Consider the following 25164-nt stretch of genomic DNA (forward strand, 5'->3'; position numbering starts at 1 on the left):
CCGCCGAGGCCAGGCGGTCGAGCATGTTCGTTTGCATATCGCGACGAACTCGAAGAGTAGCATGCGTATTGGAAACGGCGGACACAGGCTGGATATGATGCGCGTATCGGGGGGAATTGCGTTGAGCCTGCTGCTCAGCGCCTGCGTCGGTGGCGTGGCACCGCCGAGCAAGCCGGTGTCGGTCGGCGAACAGTCCGCGCCGCCGCGCACGCCGCCCCGCGTGCATCCGCTGCGCGATCCGGGCGCGGCGCCGAATTTCCGGAATATCCAGTTTCCCGCGCGGATCGTCGGCGCGGTTCCGCTGGCCGTGACGCCGGTAACTCCGGTGACGCAGCCCGCCAATGCGGTGGCGGCCGGCGTACTGCCGGGGCCGGCGATCGCGTCCCTGCCGATCACCGATGCGGAAGCCGAGGCGGCGCGGGTCGTGTTCCTGACCAGTTGTCCGGGCCTGCAACGCCGCGCCGATACGTCCGGCCTGACGCGCGGTGCGGACTGGCAGCCGGCCTGCGCGGCGGCGGCGGCGACCCCGCCGGGCGGCGCGCGTGCCTTCTTCGCGCAATGGTTCGAGGCGGTGCAGATCGGCGACGGCAAGGCGCTGGCGACCGGCTATTACGAGCCGGAAATCGATGGTTCGCTCGATCAGCGCGCCGGATATGCGCCGGTTTACGGCCGGCCGAGCGATCTCGTCGATGTCGATCTCGGCGCGTTTTCGGCCGATCTGAAGGGCAAGACGATCCGCGGGCGGGTCGATGGCCGCCGGCTGGTGCCCTATTACGACCGCACCGCGATCGAGCAGGGCGCGCTGACCCGCACCGCGCCGATCCTCGCCTGGGCGAGGGATCCGGTCGAACTGTTCTTCCTGCAAATTCAGGGATCGGGGCGGCTGCGCCTGCCCGACGGCGAGATATTGCGGATCGGCTACGACACGCAGAACGGGCGCGATTATACCGGCATCGGTGCGCTGATGAAGGCGCGCGGGCTGTTGAAACCCGGGCAGACGTCGATGCAGGGGATCGTTGCGTGGCTGCACGCCAACCCGGCCGAGGGGCAGGCGATCATGCGCGAGAACAAGAGCTTCGTGTTCTTCCGCGAGATCGGCGCGCCGACTGGGGCGATGGGCTATCCGGTGACGGGGCAGGTGAGCGCGGCGGCGGATGCCAAGTTCGTGCCGCTCGGCGCACCGGTGTTCCTGTCGCTCGACCGGCAGGACGCGTCCGGGCTGTGGATCGCGCAGGATATCGGCGGCGCGATCAAGGGCAGCAACCGCATCGACACCTATTGGGGCGCGGGCGCGGCGGCGGAATCGACCGCGGGCGGCATGTCCGGACGCGGCACAGCGTTCGTGCTGCTGCCGGTCGGCACGCTGGCGCGGCTGGATGCGGCGCGGTCAGCCCTGCCGGGCAGCTAAGGCCTGGGCGAGATTGCCGCCGTAGCGGTCGAGCAGGTGCCGTGCCCGATCCGGCGTTTCCCCAAGCGCGATCAGGATGGCACGGGGGAGGTCGCGCTGGGCGGCTTCGATCGCCGCGTCCGCCTCAGTGATCGGGACGCCGGCGATCTCGGCAACGATCGCCGCCCCGCGCCGGCGCAGTTTCGCGTTGGACATCCGCATGTTCACCATCAACCCGCGATGCACGAAGCCCAGGCGGAGCATGATCGCGGTGGAGATCATGTTGAGCGCCGCCTTCTGCGCGGTACCGGCCTTCATGCGGGTGGAGCCGGCGACGATCTCGCTCCCCGTCTCGGCGAGGATCGCGTGGTCGGCCGCGGCGAGCAGCGGCGCGCCGGGATTGTTCGCCACGGCGATGGTCAACGCGCCCGCCGTCCGCGCTGCCGTGATCGCGGCGAGCGTAAAGGGCGTCGTGCCGCTCGCCGCGACGCCGATCAGCACGTCTTTCGCGCCGATCGCCTCTGTCGCGACCTGGTTCCGGGCAGCATCGCCATCGTCTTCCGCACCTTCGGCGCTTTCGGTCAGCGCATTCGTGCCGCCCGCGAGCAGGAAGACGAGCCGGTCCATCGGCCAGTTGAACGTCGGCCGCAATTCGACGCCGTCCTGCACGGCGATGCGGCCCGAGGTTCCCGCCCCGGCATAGCTGAGCCGCCCACCCCCCTTCAGCCGGGCCGCCGCCGCATCACTCGCCGCAGCGATGGCAGCGACCTGCGATCGCAGCGCCGCGATGGCGGAAAGCTGACCTTCCAGCATGGCCTCCACGGCGGCGGTGGTGGGCCAGGCGGCGATATCGACGAAGCGGGGGTCGGTGGTTTCCGTGGACATCTTTTCCTCTGGGCTCAGCCAGCGACCCGCAGCCACAACGCCGTCGCGTCGTCGCTGCGCTTGAAGCGCGGGTATCGCAAGCACACCGCGTCGTCCCGCTCGATCGCGCGCAGGCGGACGGCCAGTTCGGGGAGGCCGTCGTCGCGCAGATGCGAAACGAAAGCCGCCAACGGCATGTCGTAATCGTCGAACAAGGCGGCCATGCCGTCCGTCATCAACACGATCTCGTCGCCGGCACCGATCGTCGCGCTGGCATGATGGACATCATCGGCATGCGCGGGATCGATACCGAGAACGCGGCGCTCGGGACGTGCGCGGTGGTGGCGCAATCCCGCCGCCACCGCATCGCGCGGCCCGGCCAGCGCGCGGACCTGTTCGGTTTCGGCCATGGTCGGCTGCGGGCCGAGCCGGATGACATCGCCGTCGCGAATCAGCAGGCACGCACAGTCCGCTAGCCAGGCGAGATGCAGCGCCGCGCCTTCGATCGCCACCGCCAGAAAGGCGGCGCTGGGATGCTCCCACGCGCCCAGCGGCTCGCGCGCCCGCTCCGCCCGATAGAGCGATGCCAGCCGGGCGAACACCTCTGCGACGATCGTACCAAGCGGTGCGGCATCGGCCGAGGCGAAGGCGCGTGCGGCGGCATCGGACAGCCACGCCGCACCGCCCTGCGCGCCCATCAGGCCGGCCTCGCCCAGATCGGTCGCGCCGTCGATCATCCAGGCGAGCCGGGCGGTGGACCCGCACCGATCGTCGTTCGGCGTGGCTGGGTCGCCCGCCACGCTCAGCGTCTGGATCAGATCGAAATGCATCGGCTCCCTTTCTCGTTCGCGGGTCAGGCCGGGCGCAGGCCGGCGAGTTGCAACGCGCCATCCAGCGCATCGCCCTGCGGCGCGACCAGACGCGCGGTGGTGCGCTGGCGCAACCACGGGCTGAGCCGGGGCGCGAGGCCGCCGGTCAGGGCGCAGGCGGGGGCGCCACGTTCGAAGATAGTTTCGATGAAGCGTTCGACGTGTTGGGCGGCGTCTTCGACGATCGAGCGTGCGAGCGTGTCGCCGGCTTCGGCGTGGTCCATCACGATCGGGGCGAGCGCGGCATAATCGCGCGGGGTGGTGGCATCCATCCACGCGATCGCGCGCGGAATCGCGTGTTCGAACCGGTCGGCGATCGCGATGCTGAGCGGGGTGCGCTCCGACCGGCCATCGAGCCCACGCAGGGCATGCCGCATCGCCGACAGGCCCAAAGCCGCGCCGCTGCCCTCGTCCGAGATCGGAAAGCCATACCCGCCGATCGCGAAATTCGCGCCGCCGACGCGCAGTTGCGCGATGCTGCCGGTGCCGAGGATCAGGATGGCGCCATCGGCCCCGCGATGCGCTCCGAGATTGGCGATCTCGGCATCGGTGGCCCAGGCGACCGAGGCGAACGGAAACGAGAGATCGGCCAGCGCATCGCGCACGCCGGGCCGCGATATGCCGGCGATACCGATACCGACATGCACCTGCCCCAGCGCGGATTCGTCCAGCCCGGCGGCATCGACCGCCGCGCCGATCGCGACATCGAGCACCGCGCGCAACGCATCGACGCCGATCCGGGCATTGGCGGGGCCGGTCGCACCGGTGCCGATCACCCGGCCCGCCGCATCGACGAGGCGGGCGCGACAATGGCTGCCGCCCGCATCGATGCCGAGATAATAATCCATCCGGTGCCTCCTGCGCGGGACCATGGCCCGCACCGGCATAGCCTAGCGGATTCAAGCCACCGCGTGATGACAGTATGCCATACCGAATCGACCGCCAGCCATAACCGGGGGTGATCGAATGGTTGACTGGCGGACGCGATCGACGGACGCTTCGTCCGTTCAGGGAGAGACTATGCCAGACGACGCCGCCATCGCGGTTCCGCCCTTGCCGGACGTGCCGCATGCCACCGATCGCCGGGGCATGTTGTTGTACGGGTTGCTCGGTTTCGCCGCCGGCCTGCCCTTCTATATGTTCTCGACCGTGCTGGTGCTGCGGCTGCAGGCGCATGGCGTAGCGCTGACGGTGCTCGGATTCTTCGCCTGGGTGCAGTTGCTGCCGACGCTGAAATTCCTGTGGGCACCGTTGCTCGATCGCTACGATATTCCGGGGTTCGGGCGCTTCTGGGGCAAAAGGCGCGGGTGGATCATGCTGGCGCAGCTCGGCATCTTCAGCGCGATGGTAATGATGGCGTGGACGTCGAGCGACGCGAGCCTGGGCGTAACGGCCTTGTTCGCGGTGCTGCTGGCATTCTGGACCACGACGCTGGAGATCGCCGCCGACGCCTGGCGGATCGAGCTGTATCCGACGCAGGACGAACAGGGGCCGATCGTCGCCGCGAACCTGTGGGGCTATCGCAGCGCGATGGTCGCGGCGGGCAGCGGCGCATTGCTGATCGCGGATAGCGGCGGATGGGCCTTCGCCTATCTGGGCATCGCCGTGGCGGCGTTCCTGCCCTTCCCGATCCTGGTGGCGATGCGCCCGGACCGCTCCGGTGACGGCCAGCGAGGCGGCGGGCGCGGCGTGGCGCTGACGACCGGCGTGATCGCAAGCCTCGTGATCCTCGGCATCGTGGCGGTGGCGACCGCGGCAATCGGCTGGGTCGCGCTGAGCCTGGCGGCGCATGCGGGAATCGATGCGAAGAGCAACGTGACCCCCTGGGTGCTGGGGCTGTGCATGCTGCCGTTCGTGGCGATGGCCGCCGCCTTGCCGCGCATCCGCCGCGCGCCCGCCGACGCGCCGATCCGCACCTCCGCCGCACTCGGGCCGTACGTCGATTTCTTCTGGCGCTACGGGTTCGCCGCGATCCTGCTGATGGCGTTCGTCTCGATCTATCGCATGGGCGACGTGCTGGCGCTCAACCTGTCGAAGCCGATGATCAAGGCTCTGGGTTATTCGCTGAGCCAGATCGGGCGCGCTGACGGCATCGTCGCTTTGGTGTCCAGCATCGTCGGGGTCGGGCTGGGCGGCTGGCTGGTCACGCGCTGGCCGATGCGCTGGATGCTGGTGATCGGCGCAGTGGTGGCGGGAATCGGCAATTTCGGCTTCGTCTGGCTGGCGCATCAGCCGGTCGCCGAATCCATGCTGTATGTCGCCACCGCCTGCGACCAGTTCGGCAACGGCTTTGCGGCCGCGGTGTTTGTCGTCTACCTCTCGCTGCTGGTGAATCCGCGCTATGCCGGGGCGCAATTTGCCTTTCTGACCGGGTTCGCGTTCCTGTTGCCGCGCCTGCTGGCGGGGGCGGGCGGCGCGATCGTCGGGGTGATCGGTTACGACAATTTCTTCCTGATCTCCGGGGTGGCAAGCCTGGCGGCGATCCCGTTCGTGCCGGCCTTGTCGCGGGTGCGCGCGCGGACGGACGGTGAGCTGAAGGACGGGGCATGATCGAACGCATCGCAGACGCCGCCTTTCGGCCGGCCGCCGGTTATGTCGCGCAGGGGCGCATTCCGGGCGCCGTGCTGGGCATCGTCACCGCCGATGGCACGCAGGCGCTGCGCGTCGCGGGGCTGGCGCAGACGGTGCCGGAGCCCGAGGCGCTGACGACGGAACATTGGTTCGACCTCGCCTCGGTCAGCAAGGTGATCGCGACGACCAGCTTCGTGCTGCGGCTGGCCGAAGAGGGACGGATCGATCTCGACCGGCCGTTGACCGATGCGATCCCCGATCTGCGCCAGTATGACGTGGCGGGCGCGCCGGAGCGGCGGCTGACGTTCCGCGATTGCCTGGTGCATCGCACCTTCCTGCCGGCGGTCGAGCCGATCTACACCTATGGCGACGATCCCGCGCGGCTGCGCGCCTTCGTGCTGCAACGCGCCTGGACGCACGGGCCGGCGGTCTATTCCGACATCAACTTCATCCTGCTGGGGATTGCGGTGGAGCGGCTGACCGGGGCCGGACTCGATGCGCTGCCGCTGGGACCGGGCCTGAGCTTCGGCCCGCCGCCGGGGCCGGCGGTGGCGACCGAATTCTGCCAGTGGCGCGGGCGCGTGCTGAAGGGCGAAGTGCATGACGAGAATTGCGCGGCGATGGGCGGGCGGACCGGCCATGCCGGGCTGTTCGGCACGGTGGACGGCGTGCTGGGCTTCGCGCGGGGATTGCTCGACGGGAGCGGCGCGTCGGCGGCGATGCTGGAGGCGATCCGCACGCCGGTGGAGGGACATCGCACGGCGGGATGGGAGATCCGCTTTCCCGGCTGGTCGGGCGGGCAGGCGTGTTCGCCCGGCACGATCGGGCATACCGGGTTCACCGGCACCGGGCTGTGGGTCGATTTCGATCGCGGATTGGCGTGGACGTTGCTGACCAATCGGGTGCATCCGACGCGGCATTTCGACAGCGGGATCTTCGATATGCGGCCGGCGACTGGGGATGCGCTGATCGGGGCTTGGGATGTGTCTTCTGCGGGTTGAAGGTTCTCGCGCCTTCGCGTTAAATCAATTCGCCGCCGCGATCGCGAGCAACGCCTTGTCCACCGCAGCCGTCGCCGAGGCATCCTCCGGCATGTCGTTGGCGAGCGCGGAGAAGGTGAGCGTGCGGCCGCTGGCGGCGATCAGGAAGCCGGAGACTGCGTTGCTGGCGTTGAGCGTACCGGTCTTGGCGAACAGCTTGCCATCGAGCGCGGTGCCGCGGAAGCGACCCGCCAGCGTACCGTCCACGCCGCCGACCGGCAGCGTCGCGCGCCATGCCGCACCCCAGGGCTGAACCTGCGTCCAGCGCAGGAAACGCACCGCAGCGCGCGGGGTGAGGCGGTTGTAGTTGGACATGCCCGATCCATCGGCGAAATCGTAGCTCCAGCGATCGACCCCGGCGCGATCGAGTATCGCGCGCACGACCGCCTGCCCGTCCGCGACCGAGCCCGAGCCCGAGCCCGAGCCCGACACGGCGACCGCGCCGACGCGGCGGAGCAACAGTTCGGCGTGCAGATTCTGGCTGACCTTGTTGGTGAGGCGCAGATCGTCGGCGAGCGGCGGCGGTGCGAGGCGAGCAAGAACCGTCTGCTCGGGCGGGCGGGGCGCGGGGGTGGTGCCGCGTTGGGCCGGATCGTCCGAGGGCGAGACGGGGCGATGGCGGACAAGGATTCGGCCGGTGACGCGCACGCCCAAGCCACGGAGTTGCGCGGCCAGCCGCCAGGCGGCACGGTAGGCGGGATCGTCCACGCCGGGCAGCAGCGTCACGGCCTTCCCCGGCGGGATCGTGCCGGACACGCGCAACAAATCGCTGCCGGGTTCGCGCGTCAGGCTCAGTGCCACCTTCATTCCACCGGTCGTGGCGCGATTGTCGATGCGGTAATAGCCGTCGCCTGTCATCGTGGGTGCCGCGCCGGGCGCGCCCGGCGTTACCGTGACGGTCGCGACATTGTCGTCGATCGTCAGCGCCGAGATCGCGGTACCGTAGCGCCCGGCCATGTTGTTCCAGCTCATGCCGGCAGGCCAGCGTTCGTCGGGAAAGGCGCTGTCGTCCCCGACCACGTCATGGATTGAGCGGGTCCGCGCCGCGACCGCGCGGGCGAGGTCTGACAAGCAATCGGTGGCGCAATCGGCGGCACTCGACAGGCGGGCGTCGCCGTGTCCGGCCAGCACGACGTCGCGCCCCTCCAGCCGCACGGTCGCGCCGCCGCCGCCATCAGGTGCGGCGGCATCGAGCGAGGCGAAGGCGGCGGCGGTGGTGAACATCTTGGTGTTCGATGCGGGCACGAAGCGGTCGTCGGGCCGGATCGCTACGATCTCCTTGCCCTGATCGTCGGCCACGACCAGCCCGATCCGCGTGCCGGGACCGGCGGTGGCCAATGCGGCCTCGACCGCCGGGTCGGCCGGGCCGGCGGCGGCGAGGACGACAGCGAATAGGGGAGCGAGCAGGATGCGCATCACGGGGCCTCGATCACGTCGCCGAGCACAGCAAGGAATTCGCTGGCGAGCGCGCTCGGCGGGCGATCCAGCAGGTGGATCGCGTGCACGTCGAACGCCAAAGGGGGTTTCAGCGAGCGCATCGCCAGCCCCGGCGACCGCCACGCCTCGGCGGTGAAGCTGTCGACCACCGTCAGGCCGACACCGGCACGGACCAGAGCGGCGGCGATGTAGAAGGTGCGCGCCGAGACGACCTCATTCAGATCGAGCGCCAGGCGTTCGAGTTCGGTCGAAAATAATTGCCCGATCGGGCCGCTGGCGGCGAGCGTGATGAAGGGATGGCCGGCAAGCTGCGTGAGTTCGACGCGCGGCGGGGCGTCCGCCATGTCCTCCTCGCGATAGAGCACGACCAGTTCGCCCTCGCCGAGCCAGATCTGGCCGAGCGGTGCGCCGCGCGGCACCTCGGCGGCGATCGCGATATCGGTCTCGCGTTCGTAGAGCTTGCGAAGCAGATCGTCGTGATGGACCGTCTGCAGATCGAACCGGACGTCCGGATGCGTCTTCAGGAAGCGCGACACGGCGACCGGCAGCGCGCCGAGCGCGAGGCTGGGCAATGCTGAGATGCGCAATGTGGCGCCGGCCCCGGCGCGCAGATTGCGCCCCGCCTCGCGCAGCGCGCGCACGCGTTCCTGGATGTCGGCGACGTCGCCGAACAGGGCATGCGCGTCCTCGGTCGGGACGAGCCGGCCGTTGGTGCGCCGGAACAGTTCGAAGCCGAGCATCGTCTCGGCATGGCGCAACGTCTTGGAAACCGAGGGCTGCGAGATGTTCAGCGCGCGGGCGGCGGCGCTGACCGAGCCGTTGACGTAGACGGCGTGGAAAATCTCGATGTGACGCAGGTTCATCTGAGGGTGCCCCCACGGAAGCGCGCTTCATCCAGGCCGCCTTCGGCGCGGGCGACGAGCGTGGCGACGGTGAGGTTGGCGGAGGCGGAAGGGACGGTGCGCGTCATGTCGAGCAGGCGATCGAACGGCAGGACGAGACCGACGACAAGTGCGGTCTGTTCCGCGCCCACGCCGACCGCGGAGAGCATCGCGGCGAGCATGAACAGGGAGGCGGAGGGGACCGGCGCGGTGCCGAATGCGGCGAGCGCGCCGGTCAGCAGCATCACGCCGAGCATCCACGCATCGGGCACAATGCCGAGCGCCTGCAGCGCGAACTGGCCGAGCAGGCCGACATACATCGCCGTGCCGTCCTTCCCGATGCTCGCGCCCAGCGGAAGGACGGTGGAGGCGATCGGACGCGCGATGCCGAGATCGTCCTGCGCGACACGCAGGGCGACCGGCAGCGTCGCGGACGAGGAGGCGGTGGAGAAGGCGACCGCGAGCGCATCGACGATGCCGCGAAAGAAGCGCGCGACCGGCAGGCGCGCGACGAACGCGATCAGCCCGGCATGGACCAGCATCTGCACCAGGGAGGCGAGCACGACGCACAGAGCGAGCCAGCCGACATTGACGAACACCGCCATGCCATTGCTCGCCACGGCACCGGCGATCAACGCGAGGACGCCGAAGGGCGTCGCCTCCATCACGATGCGCACGATCTGGAGCAGCACCGCCGCGCCGGACTGGAGCATAGCGACGACTGGCTTGCCCGCCTCGCCCGAGACGACGCTGCCGATGCCGAGCAGGATCGCGACGAAGATGATCGCGAGCATGTCGCCCTTGGCCAGCGCCTCGAAGATGTTGGCGGGGACGATGCCGAGCAGCTGATCCGCCGGCGATATCGCAGGGCCGAGCGCATGCGGGCCGATGCCGGCGAGCGCGATGCCTTCGCCGGGGCGGATCAGCAGGCCGAACGCCATGCCGATCGACACCGCGATCAACGTGGTCAGCGCGAACAGGGCGACGGTGCGGCCGCCGATCGAGCCAAGCCGGCGCGGGTCGCCGAGCGAGGCGATGCCGGCGGCGATCGTGACGAGCACGACGGGCACGACGAGCATCTTGATCAGCCGGACGAACAGATCGCCGATCAGCTTGATCGACAGCGCACCCTCCGGCCACAGCGCGCCGAGCAATGCACCGATGACGAGCCCGCCGACGACCCGCTTCCATAACGGGATCGCGAACCAGGCCCGCAGCACCGTCAAGCCGGCGTGCCCCAGAAGCCGGGCGCGGGCGGCGAGAGCATGCCGCTATGGTCGATCACGCCACCGGGCCGGTCTTGGGACAGCCACAGCGGGCCATCGAGATCCACGAACGTGGCCTGGCCCGCGAGCAGCATCGCGGGTGCGATCCCGAGCGACGAACAGACCATGCACCCTATCATCAGCCCGAACCCCTTGCCCCGTGCTGCATCGACCAGCGCAAGGGCTTCGGTCAAGCCGCCGGTCTTGTCGAGCTTCACGTTGACGAAGGCGTAGCGGCCGGCGAGCGTATCGAGATCGGCGGCGGTGTGGAGCGATTCATCGGCGCAGATCGGCACATGCGAGGCGAATCCGGCCAGCGCGCCGTCCTCGCCCGCCGGCAGCGGCTGTTCGAGCAGATCGACACGGTGCGCGACGAGGAAGTCCTGCAACCCGGCGACCTGATCGATCGACCAGCTTTCGTTGGGATCGACGATCATGCGCGGATCGGGCGCGGCGGCACGGACGGCGGCGATCTGCGCCGCGGCATCGTCGCGGTTCACCTTGACCTTGAGCAGCGGCACGGTCGCGACGCGGGCGGCGACCTTTGCCATGGCATCGGGGGCGTCGATCGCGATCGTGATCGCCGACTCCACCGGCGCGGGGTCCGGCAAACCCGCCAGCGCGGCGACGCTGATGCCGGTCAGTTTCGCCTCCAGATCCCACAGCGCATTGTCGATCGCATTGCGCGCCGCGCCGGGCGGCATGCGGCGCGCGAGATCGTCGCGCGACAGGCCCGCCTCGACCAGCGACGCGATCCCGCCGATCGCGTCGATCGCGTCCTTGATCGTCTCGCCGTAGCGGGGATAGGGCACGCCTTCCCCCCGCCCGATCGCGTCGCCCTGCCGGATCGTCACGGTGACGACATCGGCTTCGGTCTTGACCCCGCGCGAAATGCGGAACGGCGCGTTCAGGCCGAAACGGTCATGGCGGGCGTCGAGATGTCGAAGCATGTCTGCATCCTGTCGATGATCGGATCGGCCCCGAAGCGATAGGGATCGGTGCACGGCAGATCGAGCAGATCCGCCGTTTCCGCGCAGAGCCGGAGTGCTTCGTCCTCGCCGAGCTTGATCGTGTTGAGCGCGACGCCGACCGCCTGCACGTCCGGGCTGGTCAGCCGCGCGACCGACAGATTGGCGGCGAGGCAGGTGGCGAGATCGGGCAATTGGTAGTGCGGCAGGCCGCGCATGTGCGGGCGCGACGGATCGTGGCACAATACGATCGCCTTGGGCTGCGCGCCGTGCAGCAGGCCGGTGGAGACGCCAGCGAAGGAGGGGTGGAACAGCGACCCCTGCCCCTCGATCAGATCCCAGCCGTCGTCGTCACGCGCCGGGGTGATCGCTTCGATCGCGCCGGAGATGAAATCGGCCACCACCGCGTCCAGTGGCACGCCGTCGCCCGCGATCAGGATGCCGGTCTGCCCGGTCGCGCGGAAATCGGCGGCTATGCCGCGCAGATGCATCGCATCGCGCAGCGCGAGCGTGGCGTACATCTTGCCGACCGAACAATCGGTGCCGACCGTCAACAGGCGGTTGCCGGCGCGGTGCTTGCCGGTTCCGACCGGCAAATGCGCAGGCGGATCGCGCACATCGAACAGGGTAACGCCGGCATCGGCGGCGGCGCGGACCAGAGCGGGCACGTCGCGCAGGCGGTGGTGCAGGCCCGAAGCGACGTTCATGCCCGCCGCGATCGCCGCCAGCGCATCCTCGACCAAGGCCGGTTCCATCTGACCGCCGGCATTGGCGATGCCCAAGACCAACGTGCGCGCGCCCGCCGCGCGCGCTTCGGCGACGCCCATGCGCGGCAGGCCGAGCGTCAGCGGGCTATCGTCGTGCCGCCATTCGCCGACGCAATCCCCGGGCCGGAACACGGCGAGCCCGCGCGAGGTCTTGATGCCGACCTCATCGGCGGAATGGCCGAGATAGAGCAGGAAGGGGCCAGGGATCATCGCATACCTGCGTCTAGGGAAAGGAGGATCCGGGGATAGGATGCGGGGTTGGTGGCGCGCCAATCATGCTCGGGCTGCGGCCTATAACCGGTGGCTATGACGCGGGGCAGCTCGTCGGTTTGGGGCGCAGCAGCACGCGGCCCGGCGCGGCGCCGGTGGTCGTGCCATTCGCGAGCGCGAGTTTGCCGTTGACGAACAGCGCCGTCACGCCGGCACTCGGCACGCGGGGGTGCACGTAATCGGCGCGCGGCGCGTAGCGGACGGGATCGAACACGACGATATCGGCGAAATAGCCCGCGCGGAGATAACCGCGCCGATCGAGCTTGTAGATATCGGCGGTCGCCCCGGTGGAGCGGCGGATGAAATCGCGCAATGTGATCACCTTCCGCTGGCGCACATAGACCTGATATTTGCGCGGGAAGGTGGCGTATTGGCGCGGATGGCCGTCCGACCCATCCGAACTGGTGACGATCCATGGCTGCTTCATCAGCAGATCGACGTCGCGATCGGCCATGTTGAAGCTGGCGATGCCGACGCCGGCCGGTTCGGTGCCGGCGGCGTTGGGCACGCGCAGGATGCGGATCGCGGCATCGACGGGATCGAGCTTCCACAAAGTCGCCATCTGGCCGAGCGTCTTGCCGGTCCAGTTCTGGCCGGCGCTGGTGAGCAGGATCGAGTCCTTGCCGCCGCGACGGCGCAGATTCTCGGCCATCTCGATCTTGAGTTTCGCCAGCGTGGCGGGATCGTCGAAGCGCGCGATCAGCTTCTTGTAGCCACCGTCATTGGCCCAGCGTGGAACGAGCGCCGCATCGACGCCGGAGCCCGAGGCGAGCCAGGGATATTGATCGGCGGTGACATCCTGCCCGGCGGCGCGGGCGGCGGCGATCGTCGCGATCAGCAAGGGCGCCTGCCCCTGAAGATCGACGCCCAGCGCCTTCAGATGCGCGAAATGGACCGGCATCTTCGCCTGCCGCCCGATCTCGATCGCCTCCTTCGTACTGGCGATCAGGCCGATCGTGTAGTTGGATTCGTCGCGCTGATGCGTATCGTAGATCCCGCCGCGACTACCCGCCTCGCGCGCGACGGCGATCACCTCGTCCGTCTTGGCGAAGCTTTGCGGGGCGTAGAACAGGCCGGTCGACAGGCCGTAAGCTCCCTCGCACATTCCCTTCGCCGCCAGCGCCTGTTCGCGCGCGAGTTCGGCCGCAGTGGGCGCGCGATCGTCCTGCCCCAGCACGCGGCCACGGATCGTGCCGAATCCTACGAACGGCAGGAGATTGGTGCCGATGCCGGCGGCGGTGAGCTTGCGGGCGTCCTGCGCCACGTCCGGCGTACCGCCGCCGTCCACGCCGGTGACGATCGTCGACACGCCCTGCGCCAGCCAGGGCAGGTTGAGCCGCTGCTTCGCGTCCGGCGAGCGGATATAGGTGTCGGGATGGGTGTGCGCGTCGATGAAGCCGGGCGCGACGATCTTGCCTTTCGCATCCACGATCCGCGCGGCGGCGGTGCGGCGGCCGGGGCCGACATAGACGATGCGGTCGCCGGCAATCTCGACATCTCCGGTGATCGGCGCGGTATCGGAGCCGATGTAGATCGTGCCGCCGCGAATGACGGTATCCACGCGCGGCGCGGCGAGTGCGGGGCCGGCACAGGCGACGACCATGACGGAAAGGGTAAGACGCTTGATCGGCGGGGTCATCGGCGGGCCTTTCGTGGTTTCAGCGTCCGGCGTGCGGCGACATGCGCATCGACGGCGGCGCGGCCGAACAGCATCGGCTGCATCCGGCCGGCGATCCACGGCGCGTAGAGATCGCGGTAATGCGGCGAGCGCGGATCGTTCGACTGGCCGGGCAGGTTGAGCATCAGCGAATTGTCCCATTCGCCGACATCGATCACCTGGATGTAGCTGGCACCCCCGCCCGCGCGCCAGCCCGGCCCGTTGTTCAGCCAGCGCGCCATGACAGTGTAGGAATCGCCGCCGGTGCCCTCGCCCTGGATCGGCGGGAAGGCCGCGGCGATGGCGGGGATGCTGGCCAGCGGATGCACGATGCGGACCTGATGCAGCGTGCTCCAGCGCCAGGCGGCGGGATCGGGGCCGAGCAGGTCGCGCGCCGAGACCCAGGCCGAGGCCAAAGCGGCATCGAACAATGCATCTCGCGCGGCGACCGGGTCCGGGCCGAGGCGCGCATCGGGACGCGCGAGCAGGCCGAGCAGCACCGCCGGCGCGATCTCGGTGACGAGCGGCTTGGCGCGTTCCGGCACGATCGCGGCGAGCAGGCGCTTGCCGAGATCGCGCCACAGGATCTCAAACAAGGCGGCCGGCGCGCTGTCGCCGTCGATCCGCCCGTCCCAATCGCGCAGCAGATCGGCGGCATTCGAGCGGCTTTTGGGCAGCAACGCGAGCAACTGGCGCGCGGGCGTGGAGAGCGTATCGTGCTGCAACGCTACGCTGTCGGTCAGCGTGTGCTTGTCCTGCGTCTTCAGGACATCGACGATGCGGTTGTAGCGGTACGGATCGCGGAACGAGAAAGCGGGGATGCGGTCGCGCGGCCAGCCGGCCGGCAGATTGTTCTGGTTGGCGGAGGCGAACCAGCCCTTGGCCGGGTTGTATTCGCTCGGCAGCGAGGCGAAATCGCGCATGCCGGTCCAGTCGTAGCGGCCGTCGCCCGGCACCGGCAGCAGGCCCTCGCCCGTCTTGCGCACCGGCGCGAAGCCGATCACCTGCCAGCCGGTATTGCCGTCCGCATCGGCGTAATGAAAATTGGTCGGCGACGGATGCAGGCGGAAGGCGGTGCGGAGCGACGCCCAGTCGTGCGCAAGGTTGATCGCGATCATCGCGAACGCGCCCGCCCCGCCCGGCTGCATAGCGACCGAACCGAGCACGGTGGCGCGGCGCCCCGCCGGATCGTGCGAGATGACCGGGCCATGCACCGAATAGCGCAAGGTCGCGCGGTGCGGCGGGGCATTCTTGACCGGAATGTCCACCGTCACGCTTTTGAACGTCTTCCATCCGCCGTCATGCGCATAAAGTTCGGGATCGTCGGGGTGGAGCGTGAGGACGAACAGATCCTCCTGATCGATATGGAAATTGGTGCGGCCGAAGGCGAAACGGTCGGTATGACCCTGCATTATGCCGGGCAGGCCGGGCGCGCCGCCGCCGATCACGTCGAGGCCGGGGGCCGAGAGATGCGCGACGTGGCGCGGGCCGAACCCGCCGATGCCGAGATGCGGATCGTTGGCGAGGATCGGCCGACCGGTGGCGCTGCGCGCGGGCGCGATCGTCCAGGCGTTGCTGCCGGCATTGGCGCGTTCGGTGGCGCTGTCGGCGGGATCGACCGTCGGGGTGCCGGGGCCGAACGGCAGGCCGCCCAGGCGCATCACGCCGAAATCGGCTTCCGAGACCTTGGCGGCATCCAGCCCGGGCGGGACGGCCATCGGCCAAGGTGGGCTGAGCGGTGCCACGACCGCATCGAGATCGAGCAGGCCGAGCGCGGCGAGTTGCGCCCGACGAATCTCGTCATCGACATTGCCGATCGATCCGCCGCGCGCGAGGACGAGATCGCGGACATTCCATTTCAGCGGTGAGACGCCGAGGATGGTATATTCGAGCGGCAGGAGCGTGCGATCGGCGGCGAGTTCGTCAATGCGAGCATTGATGCCGGCGACATAAGCGCGCGCGCAGGCCAGCACGTCGGCGGGAACGCGACGCAATTCGGCGGCGAGATCGCCGCGGTAGTGGAACAGCCGCGCGGTGGCATCGAACTTCGCGAAATCGGCACCGAACGCATCCGACATCAGCCCCATTTCACGGCGATGGGCGAAATCGATCTGGAACAGCCGATCGCGCGCGACGACATAGCCCTGGCCGAAGAACGCATCGGGGATGGAGCCGGCGCGGATGTGCGGCACACCGTAGACATCGTCGACGATCTCGATCGGGGCGTGCAATCCGTGCAATCCATTCTGGGGCATGGCCGGTGTATCCCGCGAGCTATCGGGGCCGGGCGCGCAGGCGCTGGCGGAGAAGCCCCAGGTCAATGCCAGCGTAGCGGCGGATCCGTGCAGGAACACTCGACGGTCGATCATCGGCATGGTTCCGCTATCGTGAAGTCTAAGGTCGCAGGCTAGTCTTACGCCATCGCTTCCGACGTATGACAAGCACTGCGAAGACCATAAGCGATGTTTATGGAAGGTGTGCCCATAATCCAACGCTATAGGTCTATCACGCGAGGAATGGCGATCGGGCCTTGACGCTCGCCGCTGCTCACGCGCAGGTTCGCCGTTCCGACACGATCTGCGTCGCGGCCCCGATGCGGGGGCCGGGCGGCAGGATCGACGGACTGCCGCGGGAGGCATCGGGACTTCGACCGGCGACAAGCCGGCGGGGGCATGAGTGAATATTAGGGGGCTTATATGACGAAATCAGGTCAATTCCGGCGGCACCGTTCGATGCTCGCGAGCTTTTCGAGCCTGGCGACGCTGATCGTCGCGGCCGGCATCGCTGCCCCGGTCACCGCGCAGACCGCAGACAAGGTGACCGCGGACAAACCGGCCGCCGAAACCACGGAACCGCTCAGCGCGGATGACATAACCGTCACCGGCACGCGCGTGGTGCGCGACGGGTTCCAGTCGCCGACCCCGCTGACCGTGGTGACGCGCGAGGAGATCCTGAACTCGTCGCCATCGAACAACATCGCCGATTTCGTCAATCAGCTGCCATCGGTCGCCGGATCGACCCGCCCCGCCAACTCGCGCCTCAATCTGTCGAGCGGGCAGGCCGGCATCAACACGATCAACCTGCGCAATCTGGGCGACAACCGCACGCTCATCCTGCTCGACGGGCGCCGCTCGGTCGGATCGACGATCACCGGGCTGGTCGACGTCAATACCATTCCCCAGCAGCTCGTGAAGAGCATCGAGGTCGTCACCGGCGGTGCCTCCGCCGCCTACGGATCGGACGCGGTGGCGGGCGTCGTCAATTTCGTGCTCGACAAGAAATATACCGGGCTGAAGGGCGCGATCGACAGCGGCATCACCGACAAGGGCGATGGCCGCAATTACTCGGTCAGCGTGGCCGGTGGCCTTTCCTTCGGCAGCGAGAATCGCGGGCATATCCTACTGTCCGGCGAAGTCGCGCACCGCGACGGCATCTTCCAGGTCGATCGCGACTGGAACGCGACCGGCTATGTCCGCATCCAGGATCCGACCTGGACGGCAAGCAGCACCACGCCGCAATTCCTGATCCGTCGTCAGGTCGGCGCGGCGAACTCGACACCGGGCGGCCTGATCACGGGCAACAGCGTCCTCGCCGGCAGCGGCCTGACGGCGAACAATCTGCGCGGCATCTATTTCGGGCAGAATGGCGGGCTGAACCAGTTCCAATATGGCGCGCTGACCTTCCCCTCGCCCACCGGCACGGCGGCCCCGACGCTGACGCAGGGCGGATCGTGGCAGGTAAACGATTCCGGCCGGCGCATCGGCCTCGATCCGAAGGACGATCGCTACGGCGTGTTCGGCCGGCTGAGCTACGAGATCGCCGACGGCATCGAGATTTTCGCGGAGGGCGCGTACAACCAGCAGAAGATCTTCTTCAATGCCGGTCCCAATCTGTCGACCGGCATCGTCTATCAGCGCGATAACGCCTTTCTCATCAACGCGCTGGGCGCGAGCCGGCTGACCGGCATCAACACCGTGACGGTGGCGACGACCGCCGCCGACCTGCCGTTCCGCGCGATCGATAACCGGCGCAAGGTGCAGCGTTACTCGATCGGTGCGGAGGGGAGCACCGAGCTGTTCGGCAAGCGCGCGACCTGGAACATTTACGGCCAATATGGCCGCGCGGACCTGCGCGAGCAGTTGCGCAACGTGATGAACATCACGCGCATGAACAACGCCACCGATGCGGTGTTCGCCGCCGCCGGCAATCCGGGTGGCTTTGCGGCCGGAACGATCCAGTGCCGCGTCAACGTGGACGCCAATACGACCAACGATGACGCCGCCTGCGTGCCGCTCAACCGCCTGGGCATCGGCGTCGCCAATCCGGCGGCGATCGCCTATGTGCTGGGCAATCCGTACCGCGACGAAGTGACCGAGCAGTACAACGCCGCCGCCAACCTTTCGATCACCCCCTTCTCCACCTGGGCCGGCGATGTCAGCGTCGCCTTCGGGGGCGAGTATCGCAAGGAAAAGATCCGCGGCTTCGTGCCCACCGAGTTCCAGCCGACCGTGACGACGACGGCGACGACGAACCGCTGGTCGGTCGGCAATTACCTGCCGACCAACGGGCAATACAATGTGAAGGAAGCCTATCTCGAGACCGTCGTGCCGCTGGGTCTCGGCATCGAGCTCAACGGCGCGGGGCGTGCAACCTGGTATTCGACCGCAGGGTACGTCACGACCTGGAAGGCCGGTGCGACCTGGCAGCCGATCCCCGACATCCGCTTCCGCGTGACGCGATCGCGTGACATCCGGGCACCCAATTTGAACGAGCTGTATCAGGCGGGATCGGCGAACAGCGATTCGGTGCGCAACCCCGCTTATACCAGCGACGGCCTGAACGGCCCGGCGACCTTCGGCTATTCTGCCACGGTCACCGGCAATCTGAATTTGCTGCCGGAAAAGGCGGATCAGTGGAATATCGGCGCGGTGCTGTCGCCACGCTTCCTGCGCGGCTTCAACCTGTCGGTCGATTATTACCGCATCAATTTGAAGAGCGGGATCAGCACGCTCGATGCGCAGACCATCCTCAATCTGTGCTATCAGGGCGACCAGACCTATTGCGCCGCCTACACCCAGGATCCGGCCCGCTCCGCGCCAGGCCAGCCTTATCTGCTGTTCCGCAACCAGCCGTTCAACGCCGCCAGCCAGCTGACGCGCGGCGTGGATATCGATGCGTCCTATCGCTTCCCGCTGGATGCGATCTTCGCGAAGGCCGGGGGCAATTTCACGCTGCGCGGCGTGGCCACGCGCTATATCGAGAATTTGTTCAACAGCGGCATCCCGAACACGGTGGTGCTCAACACGGTCGGCGTGAATGGTGGACAGGGTTCGACGCCCAAGTGGATCTACCGCGTCAACGCCACCTACGACACGGACCATTTCTCGATCACGGCGACCGGTCGCGGCGTCAGTGCGGGCAAATATGTCGCCAACGGCATCGAATGCCAGACCGGCTGCCCGCTTTCGACCACCCAGTTCCCGACCTATGAAAGCAACCACGTCTCCGGCCTGTTCTACGCCGATCTCAACCTGACGACGAAGATCCGTACCGGCGGGGCCGATGCGCAGCTGTTCTTCAACGTGACCAACCTGTTCGATCGCTGGCCATTGCTGGTGCCCGAAACCGGTCTGGCCGCGAATTCGACCTATTCGGACCTGCTCGGCCGCCAGTTCCGCATCGGTGTCCGCTTCCAGACCCGCTAGGGCGCGATGACCTGCGCTGACCCGTTCGTTTCGAGCGAACGGGTCAGGTCAGACGATAAGCTTGCCGCCGACTACCGCGAGCGTCGCGGCGAGCACGGTGCGCAGGATCCGCTCTGGGATCCGCGTCGACACCAGACTGCCGAGGATGATCCCCGGCACCGAACCGATCAACAACGAGACGAGCAGCGCCGGATCGACCGAGCCCATCGCCCAATGCCCGGCCCCGGCGATGAACGTCAGCGGCACGGCATGCGCGATGTCCGATCCGACGAGACGCACGGTCGGCAGGCGCGGATAGAGGATCAGCAATGCGGTCATGCCGAGCGCGCCGGCACCGACCGACGACAGCGACACGAGCACGCCGAGCGCCGCGCCGAGCAATACGGTCAGCCGCGCGATGCGGCGATCCGAAACCATATCCAGCGAATGGCCGAACCGGGCGACGATGCGATTGCGGAACAGCATCGCGATCGCGGTAGCGATGAGCGCGAGGCCGAGCGTGATCGTGATCAGCCGTTCGGTGCCCTCGAAATGCGTGCCGGCAAAACGCAGCGACACCAACGTGACGAGCGTGGCCGGCACGCTGCCCAGCGCCATGCGGCGCACGATCTTCCAGTCGATCGAGCCGCCGAGGCCATGAACGACGGTGCCGACGCTTTTGGTCGCCGAAGCATAGAGCAGATCGGTGCCGACCGCGGTCACCGGGTGGAAGCCGAACAGCAAGACGAGCAATGGCGTCATCAGCGATCCGCCGCCCACCCCGGTCATCCCGACCAGAATGCCGACGGCGAGCCCGGCCAGCGAATAGAGCAGATCCACGCCGATCATGCCGATGGAGGTACATCAGGGGAGGTCGCACTCACCAGCGTGCGGAGGATCGAAGCCTTGTCGTTCATACGCCCTCCTCGCTCGCGGTCGAATCGTTCACCGAGCGTGACGGAAGCGCGATCGTGGCGCGAGGTAGATTTTCTGCCACCGGGCGAGGCCCAGCTAATCGACGAGCGACCGCCGATAGGCCGCGAGGCGTGCGCCGGCCTCGTCGATCACCGCATCCTGCTTGGCGAAGCACAGGCGGATGACGTGATCGTCCGGGGTGGTGGCGTGGAACGCGGAGAGCGGGATCGCCGCGACGCCGGCGGCGGCGACGAGATCGCGGCAGAAGCGGCGATCGTCCCACGCGATGCCGGAGGCGGCGAGATCGACGCACAGGAAGTATGTGCCCTCGCTCGACAGCACGGCATAGCCGGCGCTTGAGAGCAAGGCCGCGAGTCGGTCCCGCGCACGCTGGTATCCTGCGCGCATCTGCTGGAAATAGGCATCGTCCTTGCCCAGGCCGTAAGCCACCGCGACCTGCAGATTGGGCGGCGTCGCGAAGGTCAGGAACTGGTGCGCGCGGGCGATCGGCCCCAGCAAGACGGGATCGGCGACGACCAGCCCGACCTTCCATCCGGTCAGTGAGAAGATCTTGCCGGCCGAGCCGATCTTCACGGCACGCCCCACCATACCCGGCCGTGCGATCAACGGCTGGTGGGTGCGGGCATCGAACAGGACATGCTCCCACACCTCGTCGCAGATCGCGATCAGATCGTGGCGCACGCAGAGTTGAGCCAGCGCATCCACTTCGCCCGCGTCGAACACGCGCGCCACCGGGTTCATCGGATTGTTGAACAGGATCAGGCGGGTGGCCGGGCCGATCGCCGCCGCGATGTCGGCGATCGGCAGCCGCCAGTCCGGCGGCGCGACGGAGACGAATCGCGGCACGCCGCCGGCGCGCAGGATGAGCGGCACATAGGCGTCATAGGCCGGCTGGATCACGATCACCTCGTCGCCCGGCGTGATCAAAGCAAGCAAGACCGCCGCCAGCGCCTCGGTCGCGCCGGAGGTGACCAATATGTTCGCCGCGTCGATATCGAGCGCCTGAAAACGCCGGTAATGCTCCGCCGCCGCCCGGCGCAGCACGTCCAGCCCCATCATCGGCGGATATTGGTTGGGGCCGTGCAACACCGCCTCGGCGGCGGCTTGCCGCAGGTCGGCGGGGCCGGGGTCGTCGGGGAACCCCTGGCCGAGATTGATCGCATCGTGCCGGCGCGCGAGCAGCGACATTTCCTCGAAGATGCTCGTCGGCATATTCGCATAGAGCGGGTTCATCCGCGCCCCTCGGGCAGGATGCGCCGGGCCAGGCGCGGCGGGCCGGGATGTTCGCGCAAGGTCTGCACCCTCATATCCGCGACGGAATGGTCCGCGCGTCCCCGTCGATACGATGCCGGAGACGGCCGCGTCCAGCCCGCGCCTGAGGTGTTCAGGGCAGGAACGTCTCGGGATTGCTGTCGCCCTCGACGATGCCGCGCCCTTGGCTTGTAGCGCGTCGTCGGCGTGCCGGAACGCGAACAGCCCCGGAGCTTTCGCTACGGGGCGTGGTGTGGATGATCGGTTATTGGTTGCGGGGACAGGATTTGAACCTGTGACCTTCAGGTTATGAGCCTGACGAGCTACCGGGCTGCTCCACCCCGCGACGGTTCCGAGTTGGAACGAGGGTAGGTGACATGTGAATGGGTTCTTTGAAGTGATCTTTGCTGCTCACCGGCTACAATGCCTGGCGACGACCTACTCTTCCATCGCTTGAGCGATAGTACCATCGGCGCAGTCAGGTTTCACGGCCGAGTTCGGGATGGGATCGGGTGGGGCACTGACGCTATAGCCACCAAGCAATGAAGCCGGTGAGCGGCAAGATGTTCTTGTAAAATCGATGCACGTTTATGCAGTGAAGGCATGGTAGTTGTTTATTAGGCGTGAGCTTAATCATCCGCAGCCATCGTCCGATGCACGCTGGTCACCCAGTGCTGTCGTTGATGGTGGGACTCTCAAGCGCAAATAGAGCAATTAGTATCGGTTAGCTCCATGCGTTACCGCACTTCTACATCCGATCTATCAACGTCGTGGTCTCCGACGGCTCTATGAAATCTTATCTCGAGGGAGGCTTCCCGCTTAGATGCTTTCAGCGGTTATCCCGTCCATACATAGCTACCCTGCTGCGCTCTTGGCAGAACGACAGGTACACCAGAGGTATGTTCAACCCGGTCCTCTCGTACTAGGGTCAACTCCTCTCAAATTTCGACGCCCACGGCAGATAGGGACCAAACTGTCTCGCGACGTTCTGAACCCAGCTCACGTACCACTTTAATTGGCGAACAGCCAAACCCTTGGGACCTGCTCCAGCCCCAGGATGTGATGAGCCGACATCGAGGTGCCAAACAACCCCGTCGATATGAGCTCTTGGGGGTTATCAGCCTGTTATCCCCGGCGTACCTTTTATCCGTTGAGCGATGGCCCTTCCACGAGGGACCACCGGATCACTATGACCGACTTTCGTCTCTGCTCGACTTGTCAGTCTCGCAGTCAGGCGGGCTTATGCCATTGCACTCTAACAGACGGTTTCCAACCGTCCTGAGCCCACCATCGCGCGCCTCCGTTACTCTTTAGGAGGCGACCGCCCCAGTCAAACTACCCGCCACAGAGGGTCCCCGATCCAGTTTCATGGATCTGGGTTAGACATCAGAAAACAACAGGGTGGTATTTCACCTATGGCTCCACGTCAGCTGGCGCCAACGCTTCAAAGCCTCCCACCTATGCTACACAGTTCTTTCCTAATGCCACTCTGAAGCTGCAGTAAAGGTGCACGGGGTCTTTCCGTCTAACCGCGGGTACTCCGCATCTTCACGGAGAATTCAATTTCGCTGAGCATGTCCTGGAGACAGTGGGGAAGTCGTTACGCCATTCGTGCAGGTCGGAACTTACCCGACAAGGAATTTCGCTACCTTAGGACCGTTATAGTTACGGCCGCCGTTTACCTGGGCTTCATTTCGCAGCTTGCACCACTCCACTTAACCTTCAGGCACCGGGCAGGCGTCAGGCCCTATACGTCGTCTTGAAGCCGACTTAGCAGAGCCCTGTGTTTTTGCTAAACAGTCGCTACCCCCTGGCCTGTGCCCCCTCAAAAAGCTTGCGCTCAGTGAGGGCCTCCTTCTTCCGAAGGTACGGAGGCAATTTGCCGAGTTCCTTCAGGACACTTCTCTCAAGCGCCTTGGTATACTCTACCTGACCACCTGTGTCGGTTTCGGGTACGGTCTATACGGTGGGGCTATTTCCTGGAACCTCTTCGAAGCCCTCCCAATCCAATAAGGGAGAACAACACACGAGATCCGTCACACACCACCAGGCCCACGAATATTAACGTGGTTCCCATCGACTACCCCCTTCGGGCTCGTCTTAGGGGCCGGCTCACCCTGCGCGGATTAGCCTTGCGCAGGAACCCTTGGTCTTTCGGCGAGAGGGCATCTCACCCTCTTTATCGCTACTCATGTCTGCATTCGCACTTCCGATACCTCCACGACCCATTACCAGATCGCTTCACAGGCTTACGGAACGCTCCGCTACCGCGTGCATTGCTGCACACCCTAAGCTTCGGTGCATCACTTTAGCCCCGTTACATCTTCGCCGCAGAACCTCTTGTTTAGACCAGTGAGCTGTTACGCTTTCTTTAAAGGATGGCTGCTTCTAAGCCAACCTCCTGGTTGTTTTGGAAGTTCCACATGCTTTCCCACTTAGTGATGACTTGGGGACCTTAGCTGTAGGTCAGGGCTGTTTCCCTTTCGACGACGGACCTTAGCACCCGCCGTCTGTCTCCCGGATATCACTCGCAGGTATTCGGAGTTTGGTTAGAGTTGGTAGGTCTCGCGACCCCCGCATCCATCCAGTGCTCTACCCCCTGCGGTGTCCATCCGAGGCACTACCTAAATAGTTTTCGCGGAGAACCAGCTATTTCCCGGCTTGATTGGCCTTTCACCCCTAAACACAACTCATCCGGTAACTTTTCAACGTTAATCGGTTCGGACCTCCAGTGCATGTTACTGCACCTTCATCCTGGTCATGCCTAGATCGCCGGGTTTCGGGTCTAATACATCAAACTCTGGCGCCCTATTCAGACTCGCTTTCGCTGCGCCTACACCTAACGGCTTAAGCTTGCTTGATACATTAAGTCACAGACCCATTATACAAAAGGTACGCAGTCAGGCCACATGAGCCCTCCTACTGCTTGTAGGCAATCCGTTTCAGGTACTGTTTCACTCCCCTCATCGGGGTGCTTTTCACCTTTCCCTCACGGTACTAGTTCACTATCGGTCGCATACGAGTATTTAGGCTTAGAGGGTGGTCCCCCTATGTTCAGACAGAATTACACGTGTTCCGCCCTACTCGAGTCCTGAAGTCTCACTTTCGCATACGGGGCTGTCACCCGCTATGGCGTGTCTTTCCAAACACTTCTGCTAGTTGAACTCCAGGCACTGGCCTGGTCCGCGTTCGCTCGCCACTACTAACGGAATCTCGGTTGATGTCTTTTCCTCCAGCTACTGAGATGTTTCAGTTCGCCGGGTTCGCTTCACGAAGCCTATGTATTCAGCTAAGTGATACCTTGCCCCAATTAGTTT

Annotated in this window: 16 protein-coding genes, 1 tRNA gene and 2 rRNA genes (1 of these 19 running past the window's edge); 4 read left to right on the forward strand and 15 right to left on the reverse strand. The window is 66.5% G+C overall.

Going from position 1 to position 25164, the window contains the following annotated elements; all coding sequences use genetic code 11:
- The first annotated feature begins 61 nt into the window (after window positions 1-61).
- Window positions 62-1408, forward strand: a complete 1347-nt coding sequence (gene mltA, locus U1738_RS15490) for a murein transglycosylase A (RefSeq protein ID WP_503643683.1) — start codon at window positions 62-64, stop codon at window positions 1406-1408.
- On the opposite strand, the gene U1738_RS15495 is transcribed toward mltA, so the two are convergent.
- Genes U1738_RS15495 through U1738_RS15505 form a run of 3 tightly spaced genes read right to left on the reverse strand, consistent with a single transcriptional unit; the run spans window position 1388 to window position 3968 of the window.
- The gene (locus U1738_RS15495; RefSeq protein ID WP_332789952.1) at window positions 1388-2272 is read right to left on the reverse strand and encodes an N-acetylmuramic acid 6-phosphate etherase; all 885 of its coding nucleotides are present in this window, start codon (window positions 2270-2272) and stop codon (window positions 1388-1390) included. The genes mltA and U1738_RS15495 overlap by 21 nt on opposite strands.
- Window positions 2273-2286: 14 nt before the next feature.
- Entirely contained in the window at window positions 2287-3081 is a 795-nt protein-coding gene (locus U1738_RS15500) for a protein phosphatase 2C domain-containing protein (RefSeq protein WP_332789953.1), read from the reverse strand.
- Between the two features lie 23 nt (window positions 3082-3104).
- Window positions 3105-3968 carry a glucosamine kinase nucleotide-binding domain-containing protein gene (locus U1738_RS15505; protein ID WP_332789954.1) on the reverse strand — a complete coding sequence of 288 codons (864 nt, stop codon included), beginning with the start codon at window positions 3966-3968 and terminating at the stop codon, window positions 3105-3107.
- 172 nt (window positions 3969-4140) lie between these two features.
- On the opposite strand from U1738_RS15505, the gene U1738_RS15510 reads away from it, so the two are divergent.
- Both U1738_RS15510 and U1738_RS15515 read left to right on the forward strand, forming a co-directional pair.
- Window positions 4141-5670: an MFS transporter gene (locus U1738_RS15510; protein WP_332789955.1), complete on the forward strand. Its 1530-nt coding sequence runs from the start codon at window positions 4141-4143 to the stop codon at window positions 5668-5670.
- Window positions 5667-6692 (forward strand): serine hydrolase domain-containing protein, encoded by a 1026-nt coding sequence (locus U1738_RS15515; RefSeq protein ID WP_332789956.1) that lies wholly within the window; start codon window positions 5667-5669, stop codon window positions 6690-6692. Before U1738_RS15510 ends, U1738_RS15515 begins: the two co-directional genes overlap by 4 nt.
- 24 nt (window positions 6693-6716) lie before the next feature.
- On the opposite strand, the gene dacB is transcribed toward U1738_RS15515, so the two are convergent.
- From dacB to U1738_RS15550, 7 genes are all read right to left on the reverse strand, one after another.
- Window positions 6717-8147, reverse strand: a complete 1431-nt coding sequence (gene dacB, locus U1738_RS15520; protein ID WP_332789957.1) for a D-alanyl-D-alanine carboxypeptidase/D-alanyl-D-alanine endopeptidase — start codon at window positions 8145-8147, stop codon at window positions 6717-6719.
- Window positions 8147-9031: a LysR family transcriptional regulator gene (locus tag U1738_RS15525; RefSeq protein WP_332789958.1), complete on the reverse strand. Its 885-nt coding sequence runs from the start codon at window positions 9029-9031 to the stop codon at window positions 8147-8149. Before U1738_RS15525 ends, dacB begins: the two co-directional genes overlap by 1 nt.
- Window positions 9028-10275 (reverse strand): dicarboxylate/amino acid:cation symporter, encoded by a 1248-nt coding sequence (locus U1738_RS15530; protein WP_332789959.1) that lies wholly within the window; start codon window positions 10273-10275, stop codon window positions 9028-9030. The genes U1738_RS15525 and U1738_RS15530 overlap by 4 nt, the downstream gene beginning before the upstream one ends.
- On the reverse strand, window positions 10272-11264 hold the full coding sequence (gene dgcA, locus U1738_RS15535) for an N-acetyl-D-Glu racemase DgcA (protein ID WP_332789960.1): 993 nt from the start codon (window positions 11262-11264) through the stop codon (window positions 10272-10274). Before dgcA ends, U1738_RS15530 begins: the two co-directional genes overlap by 4 nt.
- Window positions 11222-12259: an N-acetyltransferase DgcN gene (gene dgcN, locus U1738_RS15540; RefSeq protein WP_332789961.1), complete on the reverse strand. Its 1038-nt coding sequence runs from the start codon at window positions 12257-12259 to the stop codon at window positions 11222-11224. The genes dgcA and dgcN overlap by 43 nt, the downstream gene beginning before the upstream one ends.
- 94 nt (window positions 12260-12353) lie before the next feature.
- Complete coding sequence (locus U1738_RS15545) at window positions 12354-13958, reverse strand: N-acyl-D-amino-acid deacylase family protein (RefSeq protein ID WP_332789962.1); 1605 nt, start codon at window positions 13956-13958, stop codon at window positions 12354-12356.
- Window positions 13955-16345, reverse strand: a complete 2391-nt coding sequence (locus U1738_RS15550; RefSeq protein WP_332789963.1) for a penicillin acylase family protein — start codon at window positions 16343-16345, stop codon at window positions 13955-13957. The genes U1738_RS15545 and U1738_RS15550 overlap by 4 nt, the downstream gene beginning before the upstream one ends.
- Window positions 16346-16672: 327 nt before the next feature.
- Between U1738_RS15550 and U1738_RS15555 the strand changes: the two genes are divergently transcribed.
- The gene (locus U1738_RS15555; protein WP_332789964.1) at window positions 16673-19681 is read left to right on the forward strand and encodes a TonB-dependent receptor plug domain-containing protein; all 3009 of its coding nucleotides are present in this window, start codon (window positions 16673-16675) and stop codon (window positions 19679-19681) included.
- 48 nt (window positions 19682-19729) lie between these two features.
- On the opposite strand, the gene U1738_RS15560 is transcribed toward U1738_RS15555, so the two are convergent.
- From U1738_RS15560 to U1738_RS15580, 5 genes are all read right to left on the reverse strand, one after another.
- Entirely contained in the window at window positions 19730-20509 is a 780-nt protein-coding gene (locus U1738_RS15560) for a sulfite exporter TauE/SafE family protein (RefSeq protein WP_332789965.1), read from the reverse strand.
- A 162-nt stretch (window positions 20510-20671) separates the two neighbouring features.
- The gene (locus tag U1738_RS15565) at window positions 20672-21829 is read right to left on the reverse strand and encodes an aminotransferase (protein WP_332789966.1); all 1158 of its coding nucleotides are present in this window, start codon (window positions 21827-21829) and stop codon (window positions 20672-20674) included.
- A 287-nt stretch (window positions 21830-22116) separates the two neighbouring features.
- A tRNA-Met gene (locus tag U1738_RS15570) sits at window positions 22117-22193 on the reverse strand.
- Between the two features lie 79 nt (window positions 22194-22272).
- Window positions 22273-22387 (reverse strand): 5S ribosomal RNA (rrf, locus tag U1738_RS15575).
- Between the two features lie 154 nt (window positions 22388-22541).
- Window positions 22542-25164: ribosomal RNA gene (locus U1738_RS15580) — 23S ribosomal RNA — on the reverse strand; it runs 169 nt beyond the window's last position.

Source organism: Parasphingomonas caseinilytica, from assembly GCF_036663755.1.
Lineage (GTDB): Bacteria > Pseudomonadota > Alphaproteobacteria > Sphingomonadales > Sphingomonadaceae > Sphingomonas.

Bases quoted from the DNA above. Each gene is read 5' to 3' on its own strand.
- mltA (WP_503643683.1), top strand. From the start codon at position 62: ATGCGTATTGGAAACGGCGGACACAGGCTGGATATGATGCGCGTATCG.
- U1738_RS15495 (WP_332789952.1), bottom strand. From the start codon at position 2,272: ATGTCCACGGAAACCACCGACCCCCGCTTCGTCGATATCGCCGCCTGG.
- U1738_RS15500 (WP_332789953.1), bottom strand. From the start codon at position 3,081: ATGCATTTCGATCTGATCCAGACGCTGAGCGTGGCGGGCGACCCAGCC.
- U1738_RS15505 (WP_332789954.1), bottom strand. From the start codon at position 3,968: ATGGATTATTATCTCGGCATCGATGCGGGCGGCAGCCATTGTCGCGCC.
- U1738_RS15510 (WP_332789955.1), top strand. From the start codon at position 4,141: ATGCCAGACGACGCCGCCATCGCGGTTCCGCCCTTGCCGGACGTGCCG.
- U1738_RS15515 (WP_332789956.1), top strand. From the start codon at position 5,667: ATGATCGAACGCATCGCAGACGCCGCCTTTCGGCCGGCCGCCGGTTAT.
- dacB (WP_332789957.1), bottom strand. From the start codon at position 8,147: ATGCGCATCCTGCTCGCTCCCCTATTCGCTGTCGTCCTCGCCGCCGCC.
- U1738_RS15525 (WP_332789958.1), bottom strand. From the start codon at position 9,031: ATGAACCTGCGTCACATCGAGATTTTCCACGCCGTCTACGTCAACGGC.
- dgcA (WP_332789960.1), bottom strand. From the start codon at position 11,264: ATGCTTCGACATCTCGACGCCCGCCATGACCGTTTCGGCCTGAACGCG.
- dgcN (WP_332789961.1), bottom strand. From the start codon at position 12,259: ATGATCCCTGGCCCCTTCCTGCTCTATCTCGGCCATTCCGCCGATGAG.
- U1738_RS15545 (WP_332789962.1), bottom strand. From the start codon at position 13,958: ATGACCCCGCCGATCAAGCGTCTTACCCTTTCCGTCATGGTCGTCGCC.
- U1738_RS15550 (WP_332789963.1), bottom strand. From the start codon at position 16,345: ATGATCGACCGTCGAGTGTTCCTGCACGGATCCGCCGCTACGCTGGCA.
- U1738_RS15555 (WP_332789964.1), top strand. From the start codon at position 16,673: ATGACGAAATCAGGTCAATTCCGGCGGCACCGTTCGATGCTCGCGAGC.
- U1738_RS15560 (WP_332789965.1), bottom strand. From the start codon at position 20,509: ATGATCGGCGTGGATCTGCTCTATTCGCTGGCCGGGCTCGCCGTCGGC.
- U1738_RS15565 (WP_332789966.1), bottom strand. From the start codon at position 21,829: ATGAACCCGCTCTATGCGAATATGCCGACGAGCATCTTCGAGGAAATG.